Source organism: Mycobacterium sp. Dal123C01 (assembly GCF_052566995.1).
This window is the reverse complement of the sequence record NZ_CP199580.1, coordinates 1,091,014-1,106,986: the sequence shown is the minus strand read 5'-3', so window position 1 is coordinate 1,106,986 and position 15,973 is coordinate 1,091,014. Positions and strand designations below refer to the sequence as shown.

Sequence of the window (15,973 nt, the reverse complement as noted above, 5' to 3'; positions counted from 1 at the left end):
TAACGTGTCGAATGTTCGTTATAACTGTAGGAACCGGATCGTAAAGGAGTCAAGCCATTCGCGGATCTACCTCGGCGCCGACCGCGCGGGTGCTCGATGTGGTCGAGCTGCTGGCGCGGTCCGGGAACACCCAACTGCGGTTCTCCGACATCGTGCGGGAGCTCGACCTGACGCAGGGGACGGTGCACGCGATCCTGAAGACGCTGTGTGATCGCGGCTGGGCGAGCCGCGATCCGGTGGCGAAGACCTTTGCTCTGGGCCCCTCGCTCGCCGTGGTCGCCGCGCGGATGGACACCGCACGGCCGCTCACGCATGCCGCTCGTTCTGCGGCGCTGCGACTTTCGCGCGAGGTCGGCTACGCCGGCTCGGTGGTCGAACGGTTCGGTGACTCGTTGGTAGTCACGGCCTTTGAGGGTGATCCGGCCACCCAGCCCGCGGGCATACCGGGTGATCGCATCCCGTACGCGCCGCCGTTCGGTGTCGCGCTGGCCGCCTGGGATGCCGCCGAAGAGCAGCGCGCGTGGATCCGGCGGGGCGCGGGCGACAACCCCGACCGCACCCAGCGCCTGGAGCAGGTTTTGCAGCACACCCGCGAGCGTGGGTTCGATGTCGACTGGACAACGCCGGCGCTGGCGCAGGCCGCCCAGGCAGTCGCCACGTTGGACGGCAACGACATGCCCACTCCGGTGCGGCACATCATGGATCAGTTGCTCGTCGAGTTCACCACCATCGGCTTTCTCTCCGACGACAACCCCGGGCGGCGCAAGCAGCCGGTCGTGACCATTGCCGCACCGGTTTTCGACCGCCGCGACCAGGTGGCCCTGATGGTTGCGGTGCATCCGCTGTCGCCCCTGAACGCGCGGCAGATCCGGGTCATCGGAAAAAAGCTCACCGACGAAACCACGGCAATCAGCGAAGCCCAGCAGCATCCGGCAGTGGTGGACCTCGAGGAGCACAGCGGCGCGCATCGTCGCCGGGCCTAAGCTCGCCCCATAGGTAGCGGGCGAAGGGGCGAAAAGCGGTGGCACATACCTATGTTGTGGACGACCTTGCCGGGTTCGTCGTCGGTGCGCAGCCGCCGGACCTGAGCGCACATCCACGGGCATTGCTCAAACGCAACGTGCTCGACAGCATTGCCTGCGCCGTCGGTTCGCTCGACGGTGAACTCATTGCGACGATTCGGCAGCACACCGGCCAATTCAGCGGGGCCGCGTCGGCGACACTCGTCGGGGGTGGCCGGGCCTCGGTGGATCAGGCCGCGTTCTTCAATGCGGTGCTGGTGCGCTACCCCGATCTGCTCGACACGTATCTGACCGTGGGCGGCCTCTGCCACCCCGCTGACAATTTCGGCGCGGTTCTGGCCGTGGCGGAGCACGTCAACGCCACTGGCGCCGATTTCCTGCTCGCTCTCGCGGTCGCCTACGAGGTCCAATGCCGTTTCAGCGCACAGGTTCCCGTGATGGCACGAGGCCTCAACCATGCACTGCAGCTGGCGATGTCGGTCGCGGCCGGATCGGCGAAGCTGCTCGGGCTGGACGCGGAGCGCACCGCCAACGCGATCGCGGCCGCCGCGGCCGACAACGTGTCGGTTGCCGCGGTTCACACCGAGCCGGTTTCGAACTGGAAAGGCATCTCACCGGCCATCACCGGCATGCGCGCGGTTTACACGACGATCTTGGCCGGCCGTGGGATCACCGGACCCAAGTCATTGTTCGAGGGCCCGAACGGCCTCGTGCAACTCTTCGATCAGCCAATCGATTTCAACACCGCCGAGCGAGGGCTGACGGCGGTCGAGCAGACCTACCTCAAGCAGTACTGCGCGCTGATCCACGGGCAGGCCATCATCGACGCGGTCTTAGCGATTCGGGCCGACAACGATCTGCGCGGCGACGACATCGAACGGGTGACCGTCGAGGTCTTTCAGAGCGCGTACGACATCGCCGGTGGGGGAGCCTACGGCAACAAAGATCATCCGCAGACCAAGGAACAGGCCGACTACAACCTCAAGTACCTCAGCGCGGTTGCACTGCTCGACGGCGGGGTGGGACCCGAACAGCTTGAGACCGAACGTGTTCTGCGCAGCGATGTTCAGGAGTTGCTGGCGCGGGTCGACGTCGTCGCCGCAGCCGACCTGACCGCGGACTATCCACGACGCACCGCAACGCGGGTGCATGTCGTCACCCGAGACGGGCGGGAATTCAGGCGCGAGGAAAGCGATTACGAGGGGTCACCGACCCGGCCGATGTCGTGGGACCGAGTCGTGGATAAGTTTCACTGGCTCGCCGAACCGTTCTGCGAACAGGCGCTGCGTGCCGAGATCGTCACTGCCGTCGAACGCATCGACGACATCCCGATCGCCGAGCTCGCCGGACTCCTTGGGGCGGTGAGCTCGGTACCGCGGCGGCCCCGCAGCCGACCGCGGTTCTGACTTTCGGCCGCGGCTGTGCGCGCCCTCTTGCATCGTTTGCCGCCCGCGTTGAATGATCGGCCATGGGCAAAGATGGCGGCATCAACCGCTGGGAGTTGGTTACCTGCGCGCTCGCAGGCCATGTCACGTACGCGCCCGATGAGCAGGTACTTGCCGACCGGCTCAGCGGGACCACCGGACTGGGCGAAGTGTGGCGGTGTCTACGCTGCGGAGAATTCACCATCGGCGAACCACACGGACGGGGCCACGCAGAAGACGCCCCGATGATCATGCGCGGCAAGGCGTTACGGCAAGCCATCATCATTCGTGCGCTCGCGGTCGAACGACTCTGCCGGGCGGTGGTGATCGTGCTCGCGGCCTATGCGGTGTGGAAGTTTCGCGGTGCACGAGGATCCATCCAGGCCACCCTCGACCGCGATCTGCCGATCTTCCGGGCCGCCGGCTTCAAGGTCGACCAGATGACGGTGGTGCACGAGCTGGAAAAGGCGCTGACCGCCAAACCATCCACCTTGGCGCTGCTGACCCTGATGCTGACCGCCTACGCACTGATCGAGGTGCTCGAGGGGGTCGGCCTGTGGTTGCTCAAACGCTGGGGCGAATACTTCGCGGTGATAGCCACCTCGGTCTTTCTGCCGTTGGAGATCCATGACCTGGCCAAAGGCATCACGATGACGCGCCTGGTCACGTTTTCCATCAACGTCCTGGCGGTGATTTACCTGCTGATCTCCAAGCGGCTGTTCGGCCTGCGGGGAGGGCGCAAAGCCTACGACGAAGAACGACGTGGTGAGCAGTTGCTCGACGTCGAGCGGGCCGCCATGACCACCTGACGCGCACGTGTCATGTCACGGCTTGGGGTGGATGAACACGCCTTCGGCTTCCACGGTGACACCGTCCTCGTCGGCGATATGACCCACGGAGTACGTCTTGACCCCTTCGGTGCGCTCGACGTGCGCTTCCGCCCGCAAGGCGCGGCCGAGCGCGGTCCGGCGCCGGTAACGCAGGGTAAGGGTGCCGGTGTAGGCGGGTCGACCCAGCTTGTGGGCCGTGGCACCCAGCACGTGGTCGAGGATCAGGGCTGACACTCCACCGTGAACATGCTCCGGCGGGCCTTCGTACGCCGCGCCGAGAGTGAACTCTGACCACACCAGTCCGTCCGGGTCGTGATGGAGCACCAACGGTGGGGCGACCGGGTTGCGCAGACCGACCACCGCGTTGCCCCAAGCGATGGTCTGGCCGTCCCGAGTTTGCTGCACACCAAAGGTTCCGGGCAGTGCAGAGACGCTCAATTCGTCTGCGGCACTGTCGATTTTGGCTTTTGCCTGCGCCACCGTCGCGGGGTCTGCTTCGGTCCGGATGCTGAGGTCGACGAGTCGGCGGATCGATTCGGCCAGCGCACCGTAGACCGATTCGAGCCGGCTGTAATCAATGCAGACCATTTCGTCAGACATATAGGCAACCTAACATTCCGGTAACGGGACCGCTCTCACGGCGGCGGATGTGGCACACTGGTCTTATCACCGCCAGAGTCGGCGGACTTCCATTGTGGCAGCGCCATTTTCGCCAGCGTGAATCTAACCGGGTATCCCCGGGCCCAGCAGTCGAGGGCGCGCCTGCGTGGCCCTCTCGACACGATCAGCGCTGGTCCGGGCGGTTCCGGTGGCCCGCGGATGCGTGACGGGGCGACCGCGAAGACCGGAGGTGTGGGCTACGCCACAAACCGCATTATCTCAGCGTTTACCAAGTTGCTGCACACTTGTAAAACAGCTGGGTTCCAATTGACAAGTCGGCTGACGAGGCCGACAGAGGAGGGGTCGAGACTGTGCCAACACTGCAGAACTTGATCAACCAGAGCGCTACCAACCTTGACGTAGTGGCCCCGATCAAAGCGCGCGCCTGTGACGCATTGAACCTTGTGCGGAGAACCAGGTCACGCGGGCAGGTAGCTGACTCGCGCGTCATGCGTAGAGGCGACGAGCGCTGCTGACCGCCTGACGGGGTCGATACAATCGCCGGCGGTGCCAGGGCCGGAGCCCGGCGATTGGAGTTCGAGTTGCGTCCGAGCGGATCGCGGTGACGATCGGCATCATTTGTGCGATCCCGCAAGAGTGGGCTCATCTGCGCAGCGTGCTGTCGGGAGCCGAGCGCGAACAGATCGCACACATCACCTTCGATTCCGGCGAACTCGGCGCGCACCGGGTGGTGCTGGCCGCGGCCGGCATGGGCAAGGTGAACACGGGGCTGGTGGCAACGCTGCTGGCCGACAGATTCCGTTGCCACACAATGGTTTTCACCGGAGTCGCGGGCGGGCTGGATCCGCGACTGCACATCGGTGACATCGTCATCGCCGACCGAGTGGTGCAGCACGATTTCGGGGTCATCAAAGACGAGCGGCTGGCGCCCTACCAGCCCGGACATATCCCGTTCATCAACGCGACCGACCGATTCGGCTACCCGGTCGACCCCGAACTCATCGATCGCGTCACACGCCGTCTCGAGGGATTCACCCTTCCGGCGCTACCGGCCGCGGCGGGCGGCACCGACACGCCTCCTCGGATCACCTACGGCACCGTCTTGACCGGCGACCAGTACCTGCACTGCGAGTCCACCCGCACCCGGCTGCGCGACGATTTCGATGCTCTCGCTATCGAGATGGAGGGCGGGGCGCTGGCCCAAGTCTGCGAAGCCTTCGACATCCCCTGGCTGGTGGTCCGCGCGCTGTCCGATCTGGCCGGCGCCGACTCGGGCGTTGACTTCAACCTCTTCGCGCAAGAGGTTGCGATCAGTTCGGCTCGAGTCCTGTTGCACTTGCTCCCGACGCTGGGTTGAGCCGGCTGTCCTCGGCGGCGCGCTCACGTTCGCGCCGGCGCGCCCGCGAGGCCCGCAGATTGGCGACGTTGCCACACGTCTTCACGTCGTGCCATACGCCGCTGTTGTTCTTCGAACGGTCGTAGAAGGTCGACCCGCACGTGTGGTTGTGGCATCGCTTGACCCGTCGCCAGGTGCCATCCTGCTGGCCGAGCATGATCTCGGCCCAGAGTGCCGAGGCCAGCCAGCGCCAGCCACCACCGCTGGGTTCGAGCCGCACCTCGCCGGTGTCCGACAGCGCGAAAGTGGCCGAAACAGCGGCCGTCTGGTCCGGCGGTTCTCCGGCGACCATCTTGGCGATGGTGTCGCGTAAGGCTCGAAGCCTCGACAGGTCCGCATCGTCCAGTGTGGGCGGCTCGGCATCGACGCCGCGCAGCAGCGACCACGTCCGCACGGCAGCGGCGGCCCAGTCCCGCGCGAGTGCGGTGTCAGCCAGGAAGTCGGGGCCGTAGTCCTGCACGTTGACCGTGTTCAGGAAATCTTGCACCAGCCCCAGGCCGCCGGGTGCCGACGCGACCGGCAGCCGACCCGAGGCAGACCATTCAGACATAATCAAATGCTACTTGACTATGTCGAGCATGGCAACTAACGTGACTGATGCAAAGGTAGTTCACCTCAGTCAAGGAGTACGGATCATGGTCAACATCAAGGGGTCGACCGTCGTCGTTACCGGCGGACAGCGCGGGCTCGGTAAGGCCATCGCGGACGAGTTTCTGCGCAGGGGCGCGGCGAAGGTCTATGCCACGGCGCGGACACCGAAGCCCAGCGAGGACCCCCGCGTCGTGAGCGTCGCGCTCGACGTCACCAAGGCGGATTCCGTTGCGGCGCTGGCCGTTACGGCATCAGATGCCGACATCGTCATCAACAATGCCGGCACCGCGGGTGCGCCGAAGCTCCTCAGTAGTGACGACGCGGAGATTCACGCAGTGTTCGAGACCAATTACTTCGGTGCGCTTCGGGTCGCCAGGGCGTTCGCACCGGTCCTGGCCGACAACGGCGGCGGAGCGCTAATCAACATCCATTCGGTGGCGTCCTGGCTTGGCGGCATGGGTGGCTACGGAGACTCCAAGGCTGCGATCTGGGGGGCAACCAATTCGTTGCGCATCGAGCTCGAGAAGCAGAGCACGTTGGTCACGGGCGTGCACCTGGGTTACACCGACACCGAAATGTTCGGCCATATCGACGTGCCGAAGACCGACCCGCGCCAGGTAGCGCGCGAAATTGTCGACGGCATCGAGCGCGGCGACACCGAGGTGCTGGCCGATGATGTCAGCCGCCGCGTGAAATCGGTTCTGTCCGGGCCGGTCGAAGTGCTCCAAATGAGGTGAGATTCGCGGTCCGACAAAACGCAAGTCACCCGCGGTCGGGGCCGGCAGTCAGCCGACCCTGGTCGCGGGTGACATGTTTGGATAGGGCCATGGCTGATACGGATCCCGAAGGCATTGTGAGCGCCACGCGCGCCATGTCGGCTAGCGCCGAGCGAATCTTCGAACTCATCGCCGAGCCGTCCAGCCAGCCGAGCTGGGACGGCAACAACAACCTCGCCTCCTCGGCTCCCGGGCAGCGCGTGCGGCAAGTCGGTGACGTGTTCAAGACGACGTTGACCAACGGTGCCGTGCGGGAGAACCACGTCGTGGAGTTCATCGAGGCCACCAAGATCGCGTGGCGTCCAGCAGAACCCGGTAGGCCGCCGCCCGGCCATCTGTGGCGCTGGGAGCTCAGCGAGATCAACTCAACACTGACCAACGTCACCCACACCTACGATTTCACCGCGCTGACCGACGCGAAGCGGCTGGAGAAGGCGCGTTCGACGACGGCCGAGATGCTGCGCGAGTCGATGGACAACCTCGCCATGCTCGCCCAGCGTTACGAGTAAGAGGGTTACGGTCACCGCATGGCTCTCCCACCTCCAGGAAATGACCGCGCCGCCATCGTCACCGGCGCATCATCGGGTATCGGCGAACATTTCGCCTCAATACTGTCTCGGCGTGGCTATCAGGTAGTGCTGGTGGCCCGCAGCGCCGACCGCCTCGAAGAGCTCGCCGCACGTCTGGGAGCGAACGCGCACCCGCTGCCCGCCGACCTGTCCGACCGATCCGAACGGGCGGCCCTGCCGGACCGGGTCGCCGCACTCGGGCTGACTCCGGACATCCTGGTCAACAACGCCGGGTTGTCGACTCTCGGACGCGTCGCGAAATCGGTTCCCGAGCAGGAAATCAACCTCGTCGAGGTCGATGTGGCCGCCGTGGTCGATCTGTGCAGCAGGTTGCTGCCCGGCATGGTCGACCGTCGTCGGGGTGCGGTGCTCAATGTCTCGTCGGTGGCCGCATTCGGGCCGCTGCCGGGCCAAGCCGCGTACGGGGCCGCCAAGGCGTTCGTGTTGTCCTACACCCACAGCCTGCGCGGTGAACTGCGCGGCACCGGCGTCACCGCGACCGCGCTATGTCCGGGCCCGGTGGACACCGGGTTCGGCGAGGCGGCGGGCTTCAGCAAAGAGGAAGCCGAAGCCGCCCTACCGCGGATCATGTGGCTTCCCGCCGACAAGGTCGCGCAGGCCGGAATCGACGGGCTGGCCGCCGGCAAGGCCGTCGTCGTCCCCGGTCGGGTCAACCGGATCGCTTCGGCGTTTTTCCGGATCGCGCCGCCCGAGTCGTTGTTGCCGCTACTGGTACGCGGTCACCCGGCTTTCAAAAACGACTAGCGGCGCGACTGCGCCTCAACCGTTTTTACCGCGCACCCACTGAAACGTGCCGAGGCTCTTCACCCGCACGCTGACGAAGCCGTTGTCTTCCAGGATGTCGCCGATTTCGTCTTCGCCGAACAGATGTGCCCCGACGTTCGGCAGCAGTTGCCAAACCCGCGCGGCACGCCCCGCTGTCGGGACCATGACGGCCAGCCGTCCGCCGGGTCGCAGCACCCGCGCGATCTCGGCGAGGGCGGCCGCCGGATTCGGAACCAATTGCAAGACGGCCATCGATACCACCGCGTCGACAGTGTTGTCGCGCAGTGGAAGTCGTTGTGCGTCAGCACGTATGAACCCGACGTGCGGGCCGGCCTCGTTGCGGACGGCCCGGGTCAGCATCGCCTCGGAAATGTCCACGCCCAAAGCCAGTCCGTCCTCGCCGGCAGCGCGCGCCAGCGAGGCGGTGACGGTACCCGGACCGGAGCCGACATCGAGCACGGTCCCGCCTGGCGGTACGTCCAGCCATTCGGCGGGGTGTTGCAGCGCGGCGATCAGCCGCCGCGAGAAAGCCTGGGCGTTGTCGTAGAGCATTGACCCGATTGGCGACGCCCACGCCGCCTGGATCGGGCCGGTGTTCTTCGGGACATCCTCGGATCCGGTGCCGAGCAGATCGAGATAGCCCTTGCTGACGTCCGGATCCGCCGGCGGATCGGCAAGTAGTTCCAGCGCCCGGCGCAGCGCGGGAGGAAGCGAGACATGCACGTCGGTCATGCGTACTCCTTCGATCAAATACCAAGCTGTACAGCGAAATCCGGGAGCCGCGACGCTGACAGCCCCTACGGCAGCCTACGCGCGGCCACCGGTCACTTCGACCCGCGGAGCATGTGGCCTTCGTTAACGCTTGACGACCGAATGCTCGCTCTCCAGGGCGTACAGCCGCCACTGGCCTGGTACCCCTTTGAGTGCGCTCTCGCCGCGGTCGGTGAACCTGTGCCGCGATCCGGTGACGATGTCGCGCAGTGTTGAGGACACCAATACCTCGCTGGGGCCGGCCTGGGCGGCAACCCGGGCGCCGATGTGCACGGCCAGGCCGGCGATGTCGTCTTTCAAGGCGCCGCCGCGCACCTCCACCTCACCCGCGTGGATCCCGACCCGCACCTCGATTCCCAGCACCCGGACCGCGTCGACGATGGCGTCCGAGCACGCGATCGCCGCGCTCGGGCTGCTGAACGTGGCGACGAATCCGTCTCCGGCCGTGTTGACTTCGCGGCCGGAGAATCGCTGCAGTTCGTGACGCACGATGGTGTCATGGTTGTCCAGCAGGTCGCGCCAGCGGTCGTCGCCGAGCAGGGCGGCGCGCTCGGTCGAACTGACGATGTCGGTGAAGACGATCGTGGTCAGCAGGCGCTCGGCATCCGACCCGCCGCGGACGCCGGTGATGAACTCCTCGATCTCGTCGACCATCGGCGCAGTGTCGCCCACCCAGTACAGCGCATCTTCGCCCGGTAGCTCGACGAAGCGCGACCCGGCGATGTGCTCGGCAAGGTAATGGCCGTGCCCGATCGGACTGAACTCCGCATTGTCGCGGTGCAGGATCAGCGTCGGTGCGGTAACGCGCGGCAGTGCGTCGCGCACGTCGGATTGCCGAATGGTCTCGATGAAGAGGCGAGCCATGCTCGGGGATGCGGCCCGGTTGCCCGCGTGGTCCCACCACGCGCGGAACGCGTCGTCGCCGCCCACGGAAGGAGCGATGATGCCGAGCATGTCGAAGCCCTGCTCGACGGCATCCGGCTCGACGCCGACCGTCGTGTACGGCTCTGCGGCGCTCGCGTCGCTGCCGATCGGGTAGTCGGGACCACGAAGCGTCCTTGCCGCACCGTTGAAGATCACCAGGTTGCTTACTCGCTCGGGAAAATCGGCGGCGAGCACCAGCCCGGCCAGCGAAGTGAATCCGGGGGCGAAGACCGTCGCCCGCTCGCACCCGACCGCGTCCATCACGGCGACCGCGTCCTGTGCCCAGGAGCTCGGCCCGATCATGTCCAGCGAAGGAAGCCGCGACGACAGGCCGATCCCACGCTGGTCGAACCGAATCACGCGACAAAAGGACGCCAGCCGACGGTGAAAGCGGTACATCGACGGCTCGCTGTCGACACAGTCAATCGGAATTAGTGGGCCCGGCAGCACCAGCAAGTCGATCGGGCCATCACCAAAGACCTGATAGGCGATGTCGATCTCACCGCAACTGGCGTACCGAGTCCGCGGAACCGGCGCCACGTCACCAGGCTAATGCAGGGCTATGACAAGTCGCCGATGATCGGCACCAGATAGCGCGCCGCGTACTCCCGAACGGCGGCATCATCCGAGATGTCGAGCCGGTCGGTGGGGAAGATGATGATGCCCAGCGCGACGCGCAGCAGAATGTCGGCGATGTTGGCCAGGTCGGTCTCGGGAATGTCGGCTCCACATCTGCGCAGGGTGTGGGCGATTCCGTCGGCGAATTGGCCGGTAGGGAAGACGTGCGATCGGGAGAAAAAGCCCAACAGCTCGGGTTCGCTTTCCACGATCCGGGAGTACAGCGATGAGTCCTGGACCAGGCGTACGCCCAGTGCGAACGCCTCGATCACGGCTTCTTGCGGGTTACAACCGCTGGTGGCCTCGTCGAGGGTGGAGAAGAAGAGTTCGGCCTCGCGCCGCACCACCTGTTCGAACAGCTTGTCCTTGGTGGGAAAACGCCGGTAAATGGTGCTGCGGCTGACCCCGGCGCGGGCGGCGACGTCCTCGATGTTTGCCCGGCGCACGCCGTAGGTCTCGAAGACCGCTCGCGCGGTGTCCAGAATGGCGCGGTCGATATCGGTGCTTTCGTCGAGAATGCCGGCAAGGCTGCGGTTCTGCATGGATCACGACCCTCACGGCAATCTCGGCGCAAGAATTGGTAGCTTGGAACAAAGATACACTTTTGTGTCAGTGCTTCACGATGTGCGTGCCGCAGGGAGGTGGGCATGAGCGCCCAGAATGACCAGTTGGCCGGCTCGACCGCCGGTGCCCGTTTCGATACCGGTGTTCGGGAAGCCGTCCCCCTGTTGGTTGACGAGATCGCCCAGGCCGCGCCGCGGCTGGGACCCGACTCTCTGATCTGGAAGTTCTACGGCGATCACCGCACACAATTCTTCGGATTCCAGCGCGTGGCCGGTGTCGAAAACTGCATCGAGCAACTCGCCCAGGGAGTGCTCGATCACTCGGTGATCTTCAGCGACACATTGGGTCGGGCCAAGCGAACCGCGCCGCCATTGATGAAGACCGTCTACTCCGACGACCCGCATGAGTGGGGCCGTAAGGTGCGCGACTTCCACAAACCGATCAAAGGCACCATCAGCGACGGCTCGAGGTACCACGCCCTGAATCCCGAGTTGTTCTATTGGGCGCATGCCACTTTCGTCGACCAGGTCATCTACAACACCGACATGTTCATCCGGCGGCTGACGGACGCGGAGAAGGAACAGATCTTCAATGAAGGCAAGGTCTGGTACAGCCTGTACGGCGTCAGCGGCCGCGGCCAGCCGCAGACCTACGCTGAGTTCGTCACGTATTGGGACGACATGCTCGAGCGGTTCGTGCCGCACAAGACCGTCCTGTACGGCACCGGCTACATCCGCAAAGGCATCCCGGGGCCGCGTTGGCTCCCCACGCCGATCTGGAAGATGGTGTCCGCGCCGCTGAACGCCTACACCCGTGTCGTGCTGGTCGGGACCATGCCGCCACAGATGCGCGAGGTGTGTCAGCTGGAATGGGATGCGAAGAAGGAGAAGCGATTTCAGCGTTTCGCCGCCGTCGTGCGCGCGCTGAACCCGGTGTTCAACCGGTTCCCGCTCTGGTTCCTTTACACGACGTGGGCGGTGGCGGCATGGCGCCGGGCGGGTGTCGACCCGCGCGGGCTCCATAACCGCCCGGCCTAGCCGATCCGTAACAGCCGTTCGGCGTTGCCGTGCGCAATCTTTTCCCGGTCGGCGGGGCTGAGCGTCGTCTGCTCGAATCCCCGGACGGCGTCATATGAGGACTCGTACGGGTAATCGATGGAGAACATCACTGCGTCGGCGCCGACCTCGAGTACGGCACCGAGCATTGCCGCCGGTGAAAACACGCCGCTGTTGGTGAAAACGATGTTGGTGCCGAGGTAAGCCGACGGTGCGCGCTGCAGCGTGCTGGCCGCCGCGAACGATGTCGACGCGAAGCGGGAGTCCAGTCGGCTGCGCTGGAACGGCAGGAACTCGCCCATGTGCCCCAAGATCATCGTCGCGCCCGGATGCCGATCGAACACCCCGCTGAACAGGATCCGCAGCGCGTGCCCACTGACTTCAGCGGCCCAGCTCCAGGTCGCGCCGTACAGTTCGGGACGACCCTCGATGACTTGCCACTGATCGGCCGGCGGCGATCCTGGGTGCAAATACAGCGGCACGCCAAGGGATTCCGCCGCCGACCACACCTCGTCGTATTCGGGTGCGTCCAGGTAGCGGCCGCCGGGCCCGGTCACGCAATCGTTGACCAACGCGCCGCACAGTCCGTCCTGCGTGACGGCGCGTTCCAGCTCGGCCGCGGCAGCTGCGGGGTCTTGTAGGGGCAGCGCGGCGAAACCGCGGAACCTATCCGGATGTTCACCGATGACCTTCGCCAGGTATTCATTGGCGAACCGGGCGTTGTCGCGAGCCCGCTCGGCGCCGATGTCGACCTGTAGACCCGGCGATGTCAGGGACAGCACCTGGATGTCGATGCCGGCGTCGTCCATCTCCGCGAGCCGGTATTCGGCGAAATCGGGTAGCCGCAGTGCGCAGCGCTCGGCGTATTGCGGTTGCATGCGCTTCCATAGCTGCTGGTGCGCCGTGGTGGGCTGGCGCTCGGCCAATTCGGGGATGAAGAACGCTTCCTCTAAGGCGATGTAGCGCATCGGCTTTCCTTACCTCGGTTGTTTCTCTCCCTTCGACTCTGCGCCCCGATCCCCCTATTTGTGAAATGAATATTTAGTATTAGAAGTATGCCTGAGACGCATATCGATCGAGTTGATCTGAATCTGTTACCGCCCCTGGAGGCGTTGCTCGAAGAACGCCACGTGTCGCGGGCGGCCGACCGCCTTGCGCTCAGCCAGCCCGCGATGAGCCGGGCCCTGCAGCGGTTGCGCCGGCATTTCGGCGACGAGTTGCTGGTTCGGGGTTCCGAGGGCTACTCGCTGACGCCGCGCGCCGAGCGCATCAGAACTCAATTAGCCACGGTGGTAACGGAATTGGATCAGCTGTTCGCCACCGAGACCTTCGACCCCGCCACCACGCCGCAGTCGTTTCGCCTTGCCGTCAGTGACTACACCGTCGCGGCCTTCGGTCCCGCGTTGGTCCAGCGGATCCTGATGCAGTCTCCGAATTCGACGGTCGTCTGCGAGGCCCTCGACGCGCGTGCATTCGACAAATTGGACGCCGGGACGCTCGACTTGGCGATCTACGGCAGCGCGGCACCCGACCGGTACAGCAGCCAGCACCTGTTCACCGATCGGTTCGTCTGCGTGGTGGCCGCCGAACACCCACTTAGCGGTCGCACGTCGGTGTCGCTGTCGCAGTATCTGCGGTGGCCGCATCTGAGTATCGACGTGGGCCGGCCCTGGGTAGATCTGGCGCTCGAGGCACGCGGTGCGGCTCGTCGCGTCGCTGTCGCCATGCCGTACCACGTGGTGGGGTCGAGCATTTTGCCCGGCACCGATCTGGTGCTGACCGTTCCGGCTCGGCTGGTTTCGCGGTTTGCCGACTCGGATCGTGTTCGGGTACTCGACGCTCCCCGCGAGCTGGGCGACGTGCAGTTCTACGCGGTCTGGCATCCACGCCTCGACACCGATCCCTCCCACCGCTGGCTTCGCGGGATCGTGCACGCCGTCGCGGGTTCCTGACGACGTGTTGGTGACTCGCGCGGAAACTGGTGGTTACCCCGAGGCATATCGGGGCATTACGCTACGTCGGTCCAAGCGTAAGGAGCACAGCGATGCAAATGACGGGCAATACCGTGCTGGTCACTGGCGGCGGCACCGGAATCGGCCGCGGATTGGCGGAGTCGTTGCACCGGCTCGGCAACCAGGTAGTGATTGCGGGCCGTCGTCGTGAGCTGCTGCAAGCCGTCGTAGCGGACAACCCGGGCATCGACTACCTGCCGTTGGATCAATCGGACGCGGCCGACGTCAGGCGGTTCGCCGTCGAGCTGACGGACCGCTACCCGGAACTCAACGTCGTGGTCAACAACGCCGGCACTCAGCGCGTCGAGGACCTCACCGCCAGTAGCGCCGGCTTGGCGGAGCAAAGCATCGCGATCAACCTGCTGGGCCCGATCCGGCTTATCTCGGCTCTGCTTCCGGCGCTGTTGCGAAAGCCGCACGCGGCGATCCTCAACGTGACTTCGGGCCTGGCATTCATGCCCAGTGCGCTCACGCCGACCTACTGCGCCGCCAAGGCAGCACTGCACTCCTACACGCAGTCGCTGCGCTTCCAGCTTCGCGACACCGCGATCCGGGTCATCGAAATCATTCCGCCGCATGTGCAGACCGCGCTGCAGGGCGAGCGCGGATTCGACCCGAGGGCGATGCCGCTGGACGACTATGTCGCCGAGACGATGGCCCTGCTGCAGTCGGAGCCGGCGCCCGATGAGATCGTGGTGGAGCGCGTCAAGAATTTCCGGTTCGCCGAACGCGACGGCACCTACCAGGACATCTATCCCGCTTTCAACGAGGCGATCACGGCCTGGCAGCGGGGTGCGGACAAGTGAAAACCTTGCGGTAACCCAGAATTCGCCGCGGCAGAGGCTAACGTTCAGTCCTTGTATGCCCGGTGAGACCTGAGGCTGCGTGGCGGGCGGGACCGGCATGCGACAGGATCGATGACATGGCCGATATCGACTTTTCGTTGTTGGACGTCCCGAGATCGGTACCGGTCGAAGACGCCGAGGCCTATTTGCGTGCGGCGATCGCCTGGCACTTCGGCGAGGACACCGGCTCTGCTTTTTGGCTACGGACCGTCAAGACGCTGGACTTCGAGCCGTTGACCGATATCAAAACCTTCAGGGATCTTCGGTTGTTTCCCAATCTGCTCAGCGAGCTGCGCAATGTGCCGATCGAGGAACTGATACCGAGGGGATACGGCGCACCGCCACCGGTACCGCAGATATTCGAATCGGGCGGCACTACCGGGGCGCCGAAACGGACTGCGCAGCTTCCGGATTGGGTTGCACAAGTCATCGAATGGCAAACCGAGGACTTTGCCACCGGCGGCTTCCAGCGGGGCCAGGGCTTCCTGTGCCTGATGCCGAGCGGCCCGCACGGCGTGGGCTATTTCTCGCGGTTGGTCGCCGAGCGGCTCGGCTCGGCGTTCCACGCGATCGACATCGATCCCCGCTGGGTGAAGAAGATCGCCGCGCGCAATGCCGCCGCGGAAGTGGCGGCCTATGTCGACCACGTCCTCGAGCAGGCGGTACACGTTCTGCAGACGCAGAACGTCGCGAACCTGCATGCCACTCCGCCGTTGCTCGAAGCGATTGCCCGCAACGACGACGTGGTGGACTTGGTAAACGCCAAGATTCGCTACCTGTTGCTCAGCGGCGCCCACGTCGACGCCGACACGCTGGACCTGCTGCGCGACATCTTCCCGGACACGACGATCACGATGGCCTTCGGTAGCACCATGATTCTCTCGCAGGCGGTCACCCGAACCGATGGCGAGGCACTCGTTTTCGACCCGCGGACACCGTATGTGGTGTTCTGGGTAATCGACCCCGACACCGGAGAGCAGGTGCCCTACGGGGAGCTCGGCCAGGTGGTGATGAACCACGTCAGCAAAGGCATGTTCCTGCCGAATAACCTGGAACGCGACATGGCCATCCGAATGCCCGGGCCCGCAAGCAAACTCAGCGATTCGGTCAGTGCGGTGCGGCCGGTGTCCACCTTCGAGGGCGAGGCCGTCATCGAAGGCGTGTACTGA

Annotated in this window: 17 protein-coding genes; 11 read left to right on the top strand and 6 right to left on the bottom strand. The window is 65.2% G+C overall.

Annotated elements, in window-relative coordinates; all coding sequences use genetic code 11:
- The first annotated feature begins 89 nt into the window (after positions 1 to 89).
- The 3 genes from ACTXG5_RS05275 (at position 90) to ACTXG5_RS05265 (ending at position 3,255) form a co-directional block, all read left to right on the top strand.
- Positions 90 to 983 carry a helix-turn-helix domain-containing protein gene (locus tag ACTXG5_RS05275; protein ID WP_445162687.1) on the top strand — a complete coding sequence of 298 codons (894 nt, stop codon included), beginning with the start codon at positions 90 to 92 and terminating at the stop codon, positions 981 to 983.
- Between the two features lie 56 nt (positions 984 to 1,039).
- Positions 1,040 to 2,428, top strand: a complete 1,389-nt coding sequence (locus tag ACTXG5_RS05270) for an MmgE/PrpD family protein (protein ID WP_445164271.1) — start codon at positions 1,040 to 1,042, stop codon at positions 2,426 to 2,428.
- Between the two features lie 62 nt (positions 2,429 to 2,490).
- Complete coding sequence (locus ACTXG5_RS05265) at positions 2,491 to 3,255, top strand: DUF2127 domain-containing protein (RefSeq protein WP_445162686.1); 765 nt, start codon at positions 2,491 to 2,493, stop codon at positions 3,253 to 3,255.
- Between the two features lie 15 nt (positions 3,256 to 3,270).
- Here ACTXG5_RS05265 and ACTXG5_RS05260 read toward each other — a convergent pair whose 3' ends face one another.
- Positions 3,271 to 3,876 carry a PaaI family thioesterase gene (locus tag ACTXG5_RS05260; RefSeq protein WP_445162685.1) on the bottom strand — a complete coding sequence of 202 codons (606 nt, stop codon included), beginning with the start codon at positions 3,874 to 3,876 and terminating at the stop codon, positions 3,271 to 3,273.
- 616 nt (positions 3,877 to 4,492) lie between these two features.
- Between ACTXG5_RS05260 and ACTXG5_RS05255 the strand changes: the two genes are divergently transcribed.
- Complete coding sequence (locus ACTXG5_RS05255) at positions 4,493 to 5,254, top strand: 5'-methylthioadenosine/adenosylhomocysteine nucleosidase (RefSeq protein ID WP_445164270.1); 762 nt, start codon at positions 4,493 to 4,495, stop codon at positions 5,252 to 5,254.
- On the opposite strand, the gene ACTXG5_RS05250 is transcribed toward ACTXG5_RS05255, so the two are convergent.
- A complete protein-coding gene (locus ACTXG5_RS05250) occupies positions 5,208 to 5,843 on the bottom strand; it encodes a CGNR zinc finger domain-containing protein (RefSeq protein WP_445162684.1) in 636 nt (211 codons plus the stop codon). The two genes, ACTXG5_RS05255 and ACTXG5_RS05250, sit on opposite strands and share 47 nt — an antisense overlap.
- An 85-nt stretch (positions 5,844 to 5,928) precedes the next feature.
- Between ACTXG5_RS05250 and ACTXG5_RS05245 the strand changes: the two genes are divergently transcribed.
- From ACTXG5_RS05245 to ACTXG5_RS05235, 3 genes are all read left to right on the top strand, one after another.
- Positions 5,929 to 6,621, top strand: coding sequence for an SDR family oxidoreductase (locus tag ACTXG5_RS05245; protein ID WP_445162683.1), 693 nt, complete (start codon positions 5,929 to 5,931; stop codon positions 6,619 to 6,621).
- Between the two features lie 89 nt (positions 6,622 to 6,710).
- Positions 6,711 to 7,169 carry an SRPBCC family protein gene (locus ACTXG5_RS05240; protein ID WP_445162682.1) on the top strand — a complete coding sequence of 153 codons (459 nt, stop codon included), beginning with the start codon at positions 6,711 to 6,713 and terminating at the stop codon, positions 7,167 to 7,169.
- Between the two features lie 18 nt (positions 7,170 to 7,187).
- Positions 7,188 to 7,994, top strand: a complete 807-nt coding sequence (locus ACTXG5_RS05235; RefSeq protein WP_445162681.1) for an SDR family NAD(P)-dependent oxidoreductase — start codon at positions 7,188 to 7,190, stop codon at positions 7,992 to 7,994.
- A 15-nt stretch (positions 7,995 to 8,009) separates the two neighbouring features.
- On the opposite strand, the gene ACTXG5_RS05230 is transcribed toward ACTXG5_RS05235, so the two are convergent.
- The 3 genes from ACTXG5_RS05230 to ACTXG5_RS05220 form a co-directional block, all read right to left on the bottom strand.
- Positions 8,010 to 8,747, bottom strand: a complete 738-nt coding sequence (locus ACTXG5_RS05230) for a class I SAM-dependent methyltransferase (protein WP_445162680.1) — start codon at positions 8,745 to 8,747, stop codon at positions 8,010 to 8,012.
- A 123-nt stretch (positions 8,748 to 8,870) separates the two neighbouring features.
- Positions 8,871 to 10,250, bottom strand: coding sequence for an adenylate/guanylate cyclase domain-containing protein (locus tag ACTXG5_RS05225; RefSeq protein WP_445162679.1), 1,380 nt, complete (start codon positions 10,248 to 10,250; stop codon positions 8,871 to 8,873).
- Between the two features lie 20 nt (positions 10,251 to 10,270).
- The gene (locus tag ACTXG5_RS05220; RefSeq protein ID WP_445162678.1) at positions 10,271 to 10,870 is read right to left on the bottom strand and encodes a TetR/AcrR family transcriptional regulator; all 600 of its coding nucleotides are present in this window, start codon (positions 10,868 to 10,870) and stop codon (positions 10,271 to 10,273) included.
- A gap of 105 nt (positions 10,871 to 10,975) precedes the next feature.
- Between ACTXG5_RS05220 and ACTXG5_RS05215 the strand changes: the two genes are divergently transcribed.
- Positions 10,976 to 11,929, top strand: a complete 954-nt coding sequence (locus tag ACTXG5_RS05215) for an oxygenase MpaB family protein (RefSeq protein ID WP_445162677.1) — start codon at positions 10,976 to 10,978, stop codon at positions 11,927 to 11,929.
- Here the strand turns inward: ACTXG5_RS05215 and ACTXG5_RS05210 are convergent.
- On the bottom strand, positions 11,926 to 12,915 hold the full coding sequence (locus ACTXG5_RS05210; RefSeq protein ID WP_445162676.1) for an amidohydrolase family protein: 990 nt from the start codon (positions 12,913 to 12,915) through the stop codon (positions 11,926 to 11,928). The genes ACTXG5_RS05215 and ACTXG5_RS05210 overlap by 4 nt on opposite strands.
- Before the next feature lie 87 nt (positions 12,916 to 13,002).
- Between ACTXG5_RS05210 and ACTXG5_RS05205 the strand changes: the two genes are divergently transcribed.
- The 3 genes from ACTXG5_RS05205 to ACTXG5_RS05195 all read left to right on the top strand — a co-directional run bounded on the left by ACTXG5_RS05205 (position 13,003) and on the right by ACTXG5_RS05195 (position 15,973).
- On the top strand, positions 13,003 to 13,899 hold the full coding sequence (locus ACTXG5_RS05205) for a LysR family transcriptional regulator (protein ID WP_445162675.1): 897 nt from the start codon (positions 13,003 to 13,005) through the stop codon (positions 13,897 to 13,899).
- A 92-nt stretch (positions 13,900 to 13,991) separates the two neighbouring features.
- The gene (locus tag ACTXG5_RS05200; RefSeq protein ID WP_445162674.1) at positions 13,992 to 14,765 is read left to right on the top strand and encodes an SDR family oxidoreductase; all 774 of its coding nucleotides are present in this window, start codon (positions 13,992 to 13,994) and stop codon (positions 14,763 to 14,765) included.
- Between the two features lie 116 nt (positions 14,766 to 14,881).
- On the top strand, positions 14,882 to 15,973 hold the full coding sequence (locus ACTXG5_RS05195; RefSeq protein ID WP_445162673.1) for a phenazine antibiotic biosynthesis protein: 1,092 nt from the start codon (positions 14,882 to 14,884) through the stop codon (positions 15,971 to 15,973).

Bases quoted from the DNA above. Each gene is read 5' to 3' on its own strand.
- ACTXG5_RS05260 (WP_445162685.1), bottom strand. From the start codon at position 3,876: ATGTCTGACGAAATGGTCTGCATTGATTACAGCCGGCTCGAATCGGTC.
- ACTXG5_RS05210 (WP_445162676.1), bottom strand. From the start codon at position 12,915: ATGCGCTACATCGCCTTAGAGGAAGCGTTCTTCATCCCCGAATTGGCC.
- ACTXG5_RS05195 (WP_445162673.1), top strand. From the start codon at position 14,882: ATGGCCGATATCGACTTTTCGTTGTTGGACGTCCCGAGATCGGTACCG.
- ACTXG5_RS05215 (WP_445162677.1), top strand. From the start codon at position 10,976: ATGAGCGCCCAGAATGACCAGTTGGCCGGCTCGACCGCCGGTGCCCGT.
- ACTXG5_RS05250 (WP_445162684.1), bottom strand. From the start codon at position 5,843: ATGTCTGAATGGTCTGCCTCGGGTCGGCTGCCGGTCGCGTCGGCACCC.
- ACTXG5_RS05200 (WP_445162674.1), top strand. From the start codon at position 13,992: ATGCAAATGACGGGCAATACCGTGCTGGTCACTGGCGGCGGCACCGGA.
- ACTXG5_RS05235 (WP_445162681.1), top strand. From the start codon at position 7,188: ATGGCTCTCCCACCTCCAGGAAATGACCGCGCCGCCATCGTCACCGGC.
- ACTXG5_RS05230 (WP_445162680.1), bottom strand. From the start codon at position 8,747: ATGACCGACGTGCATGTCTCGCTTCCTCCCGCGCTGCGCCGGGCGCTG.
- ACTXG5_RS05220 (WP_445162678.1), bottom strand. From the start codon at position 10,870: ATGCAGAACCGCAGCCTTGCCGGCATTCTCGACGAAAGCACCGATATC.
- ACTXG5_RS05205 (WP_445162675.1), top strand. From the start codon at position 13,003: ATGCCTGAGACGCATATCGATCGAGTTGATCTGAATCTGTTACCGCCC.
- ACTXG5_RS05245 (WP_445162683.1), top strand. From the start codon at position 5,929: ATGGTCAACATCAAGGGGTCGACCGTCGTCGTTACCGGCGGACAGCGC.
- ACTXG5_RS05240 (WP_445162682.1), top strand. From the start codon at position 6,711: ATGGCTGATACGGATCCCGAAGGCATTGTGAGCGCCACGCGCGCCATG.
- ACTXG5_RS05265 (WP_445162686.1), top strand. From the start codon at position 2,491: ATGGGCAAAGATGGCGGCATCAACCGCTGGGAGTTGGTTACCTGCGCG.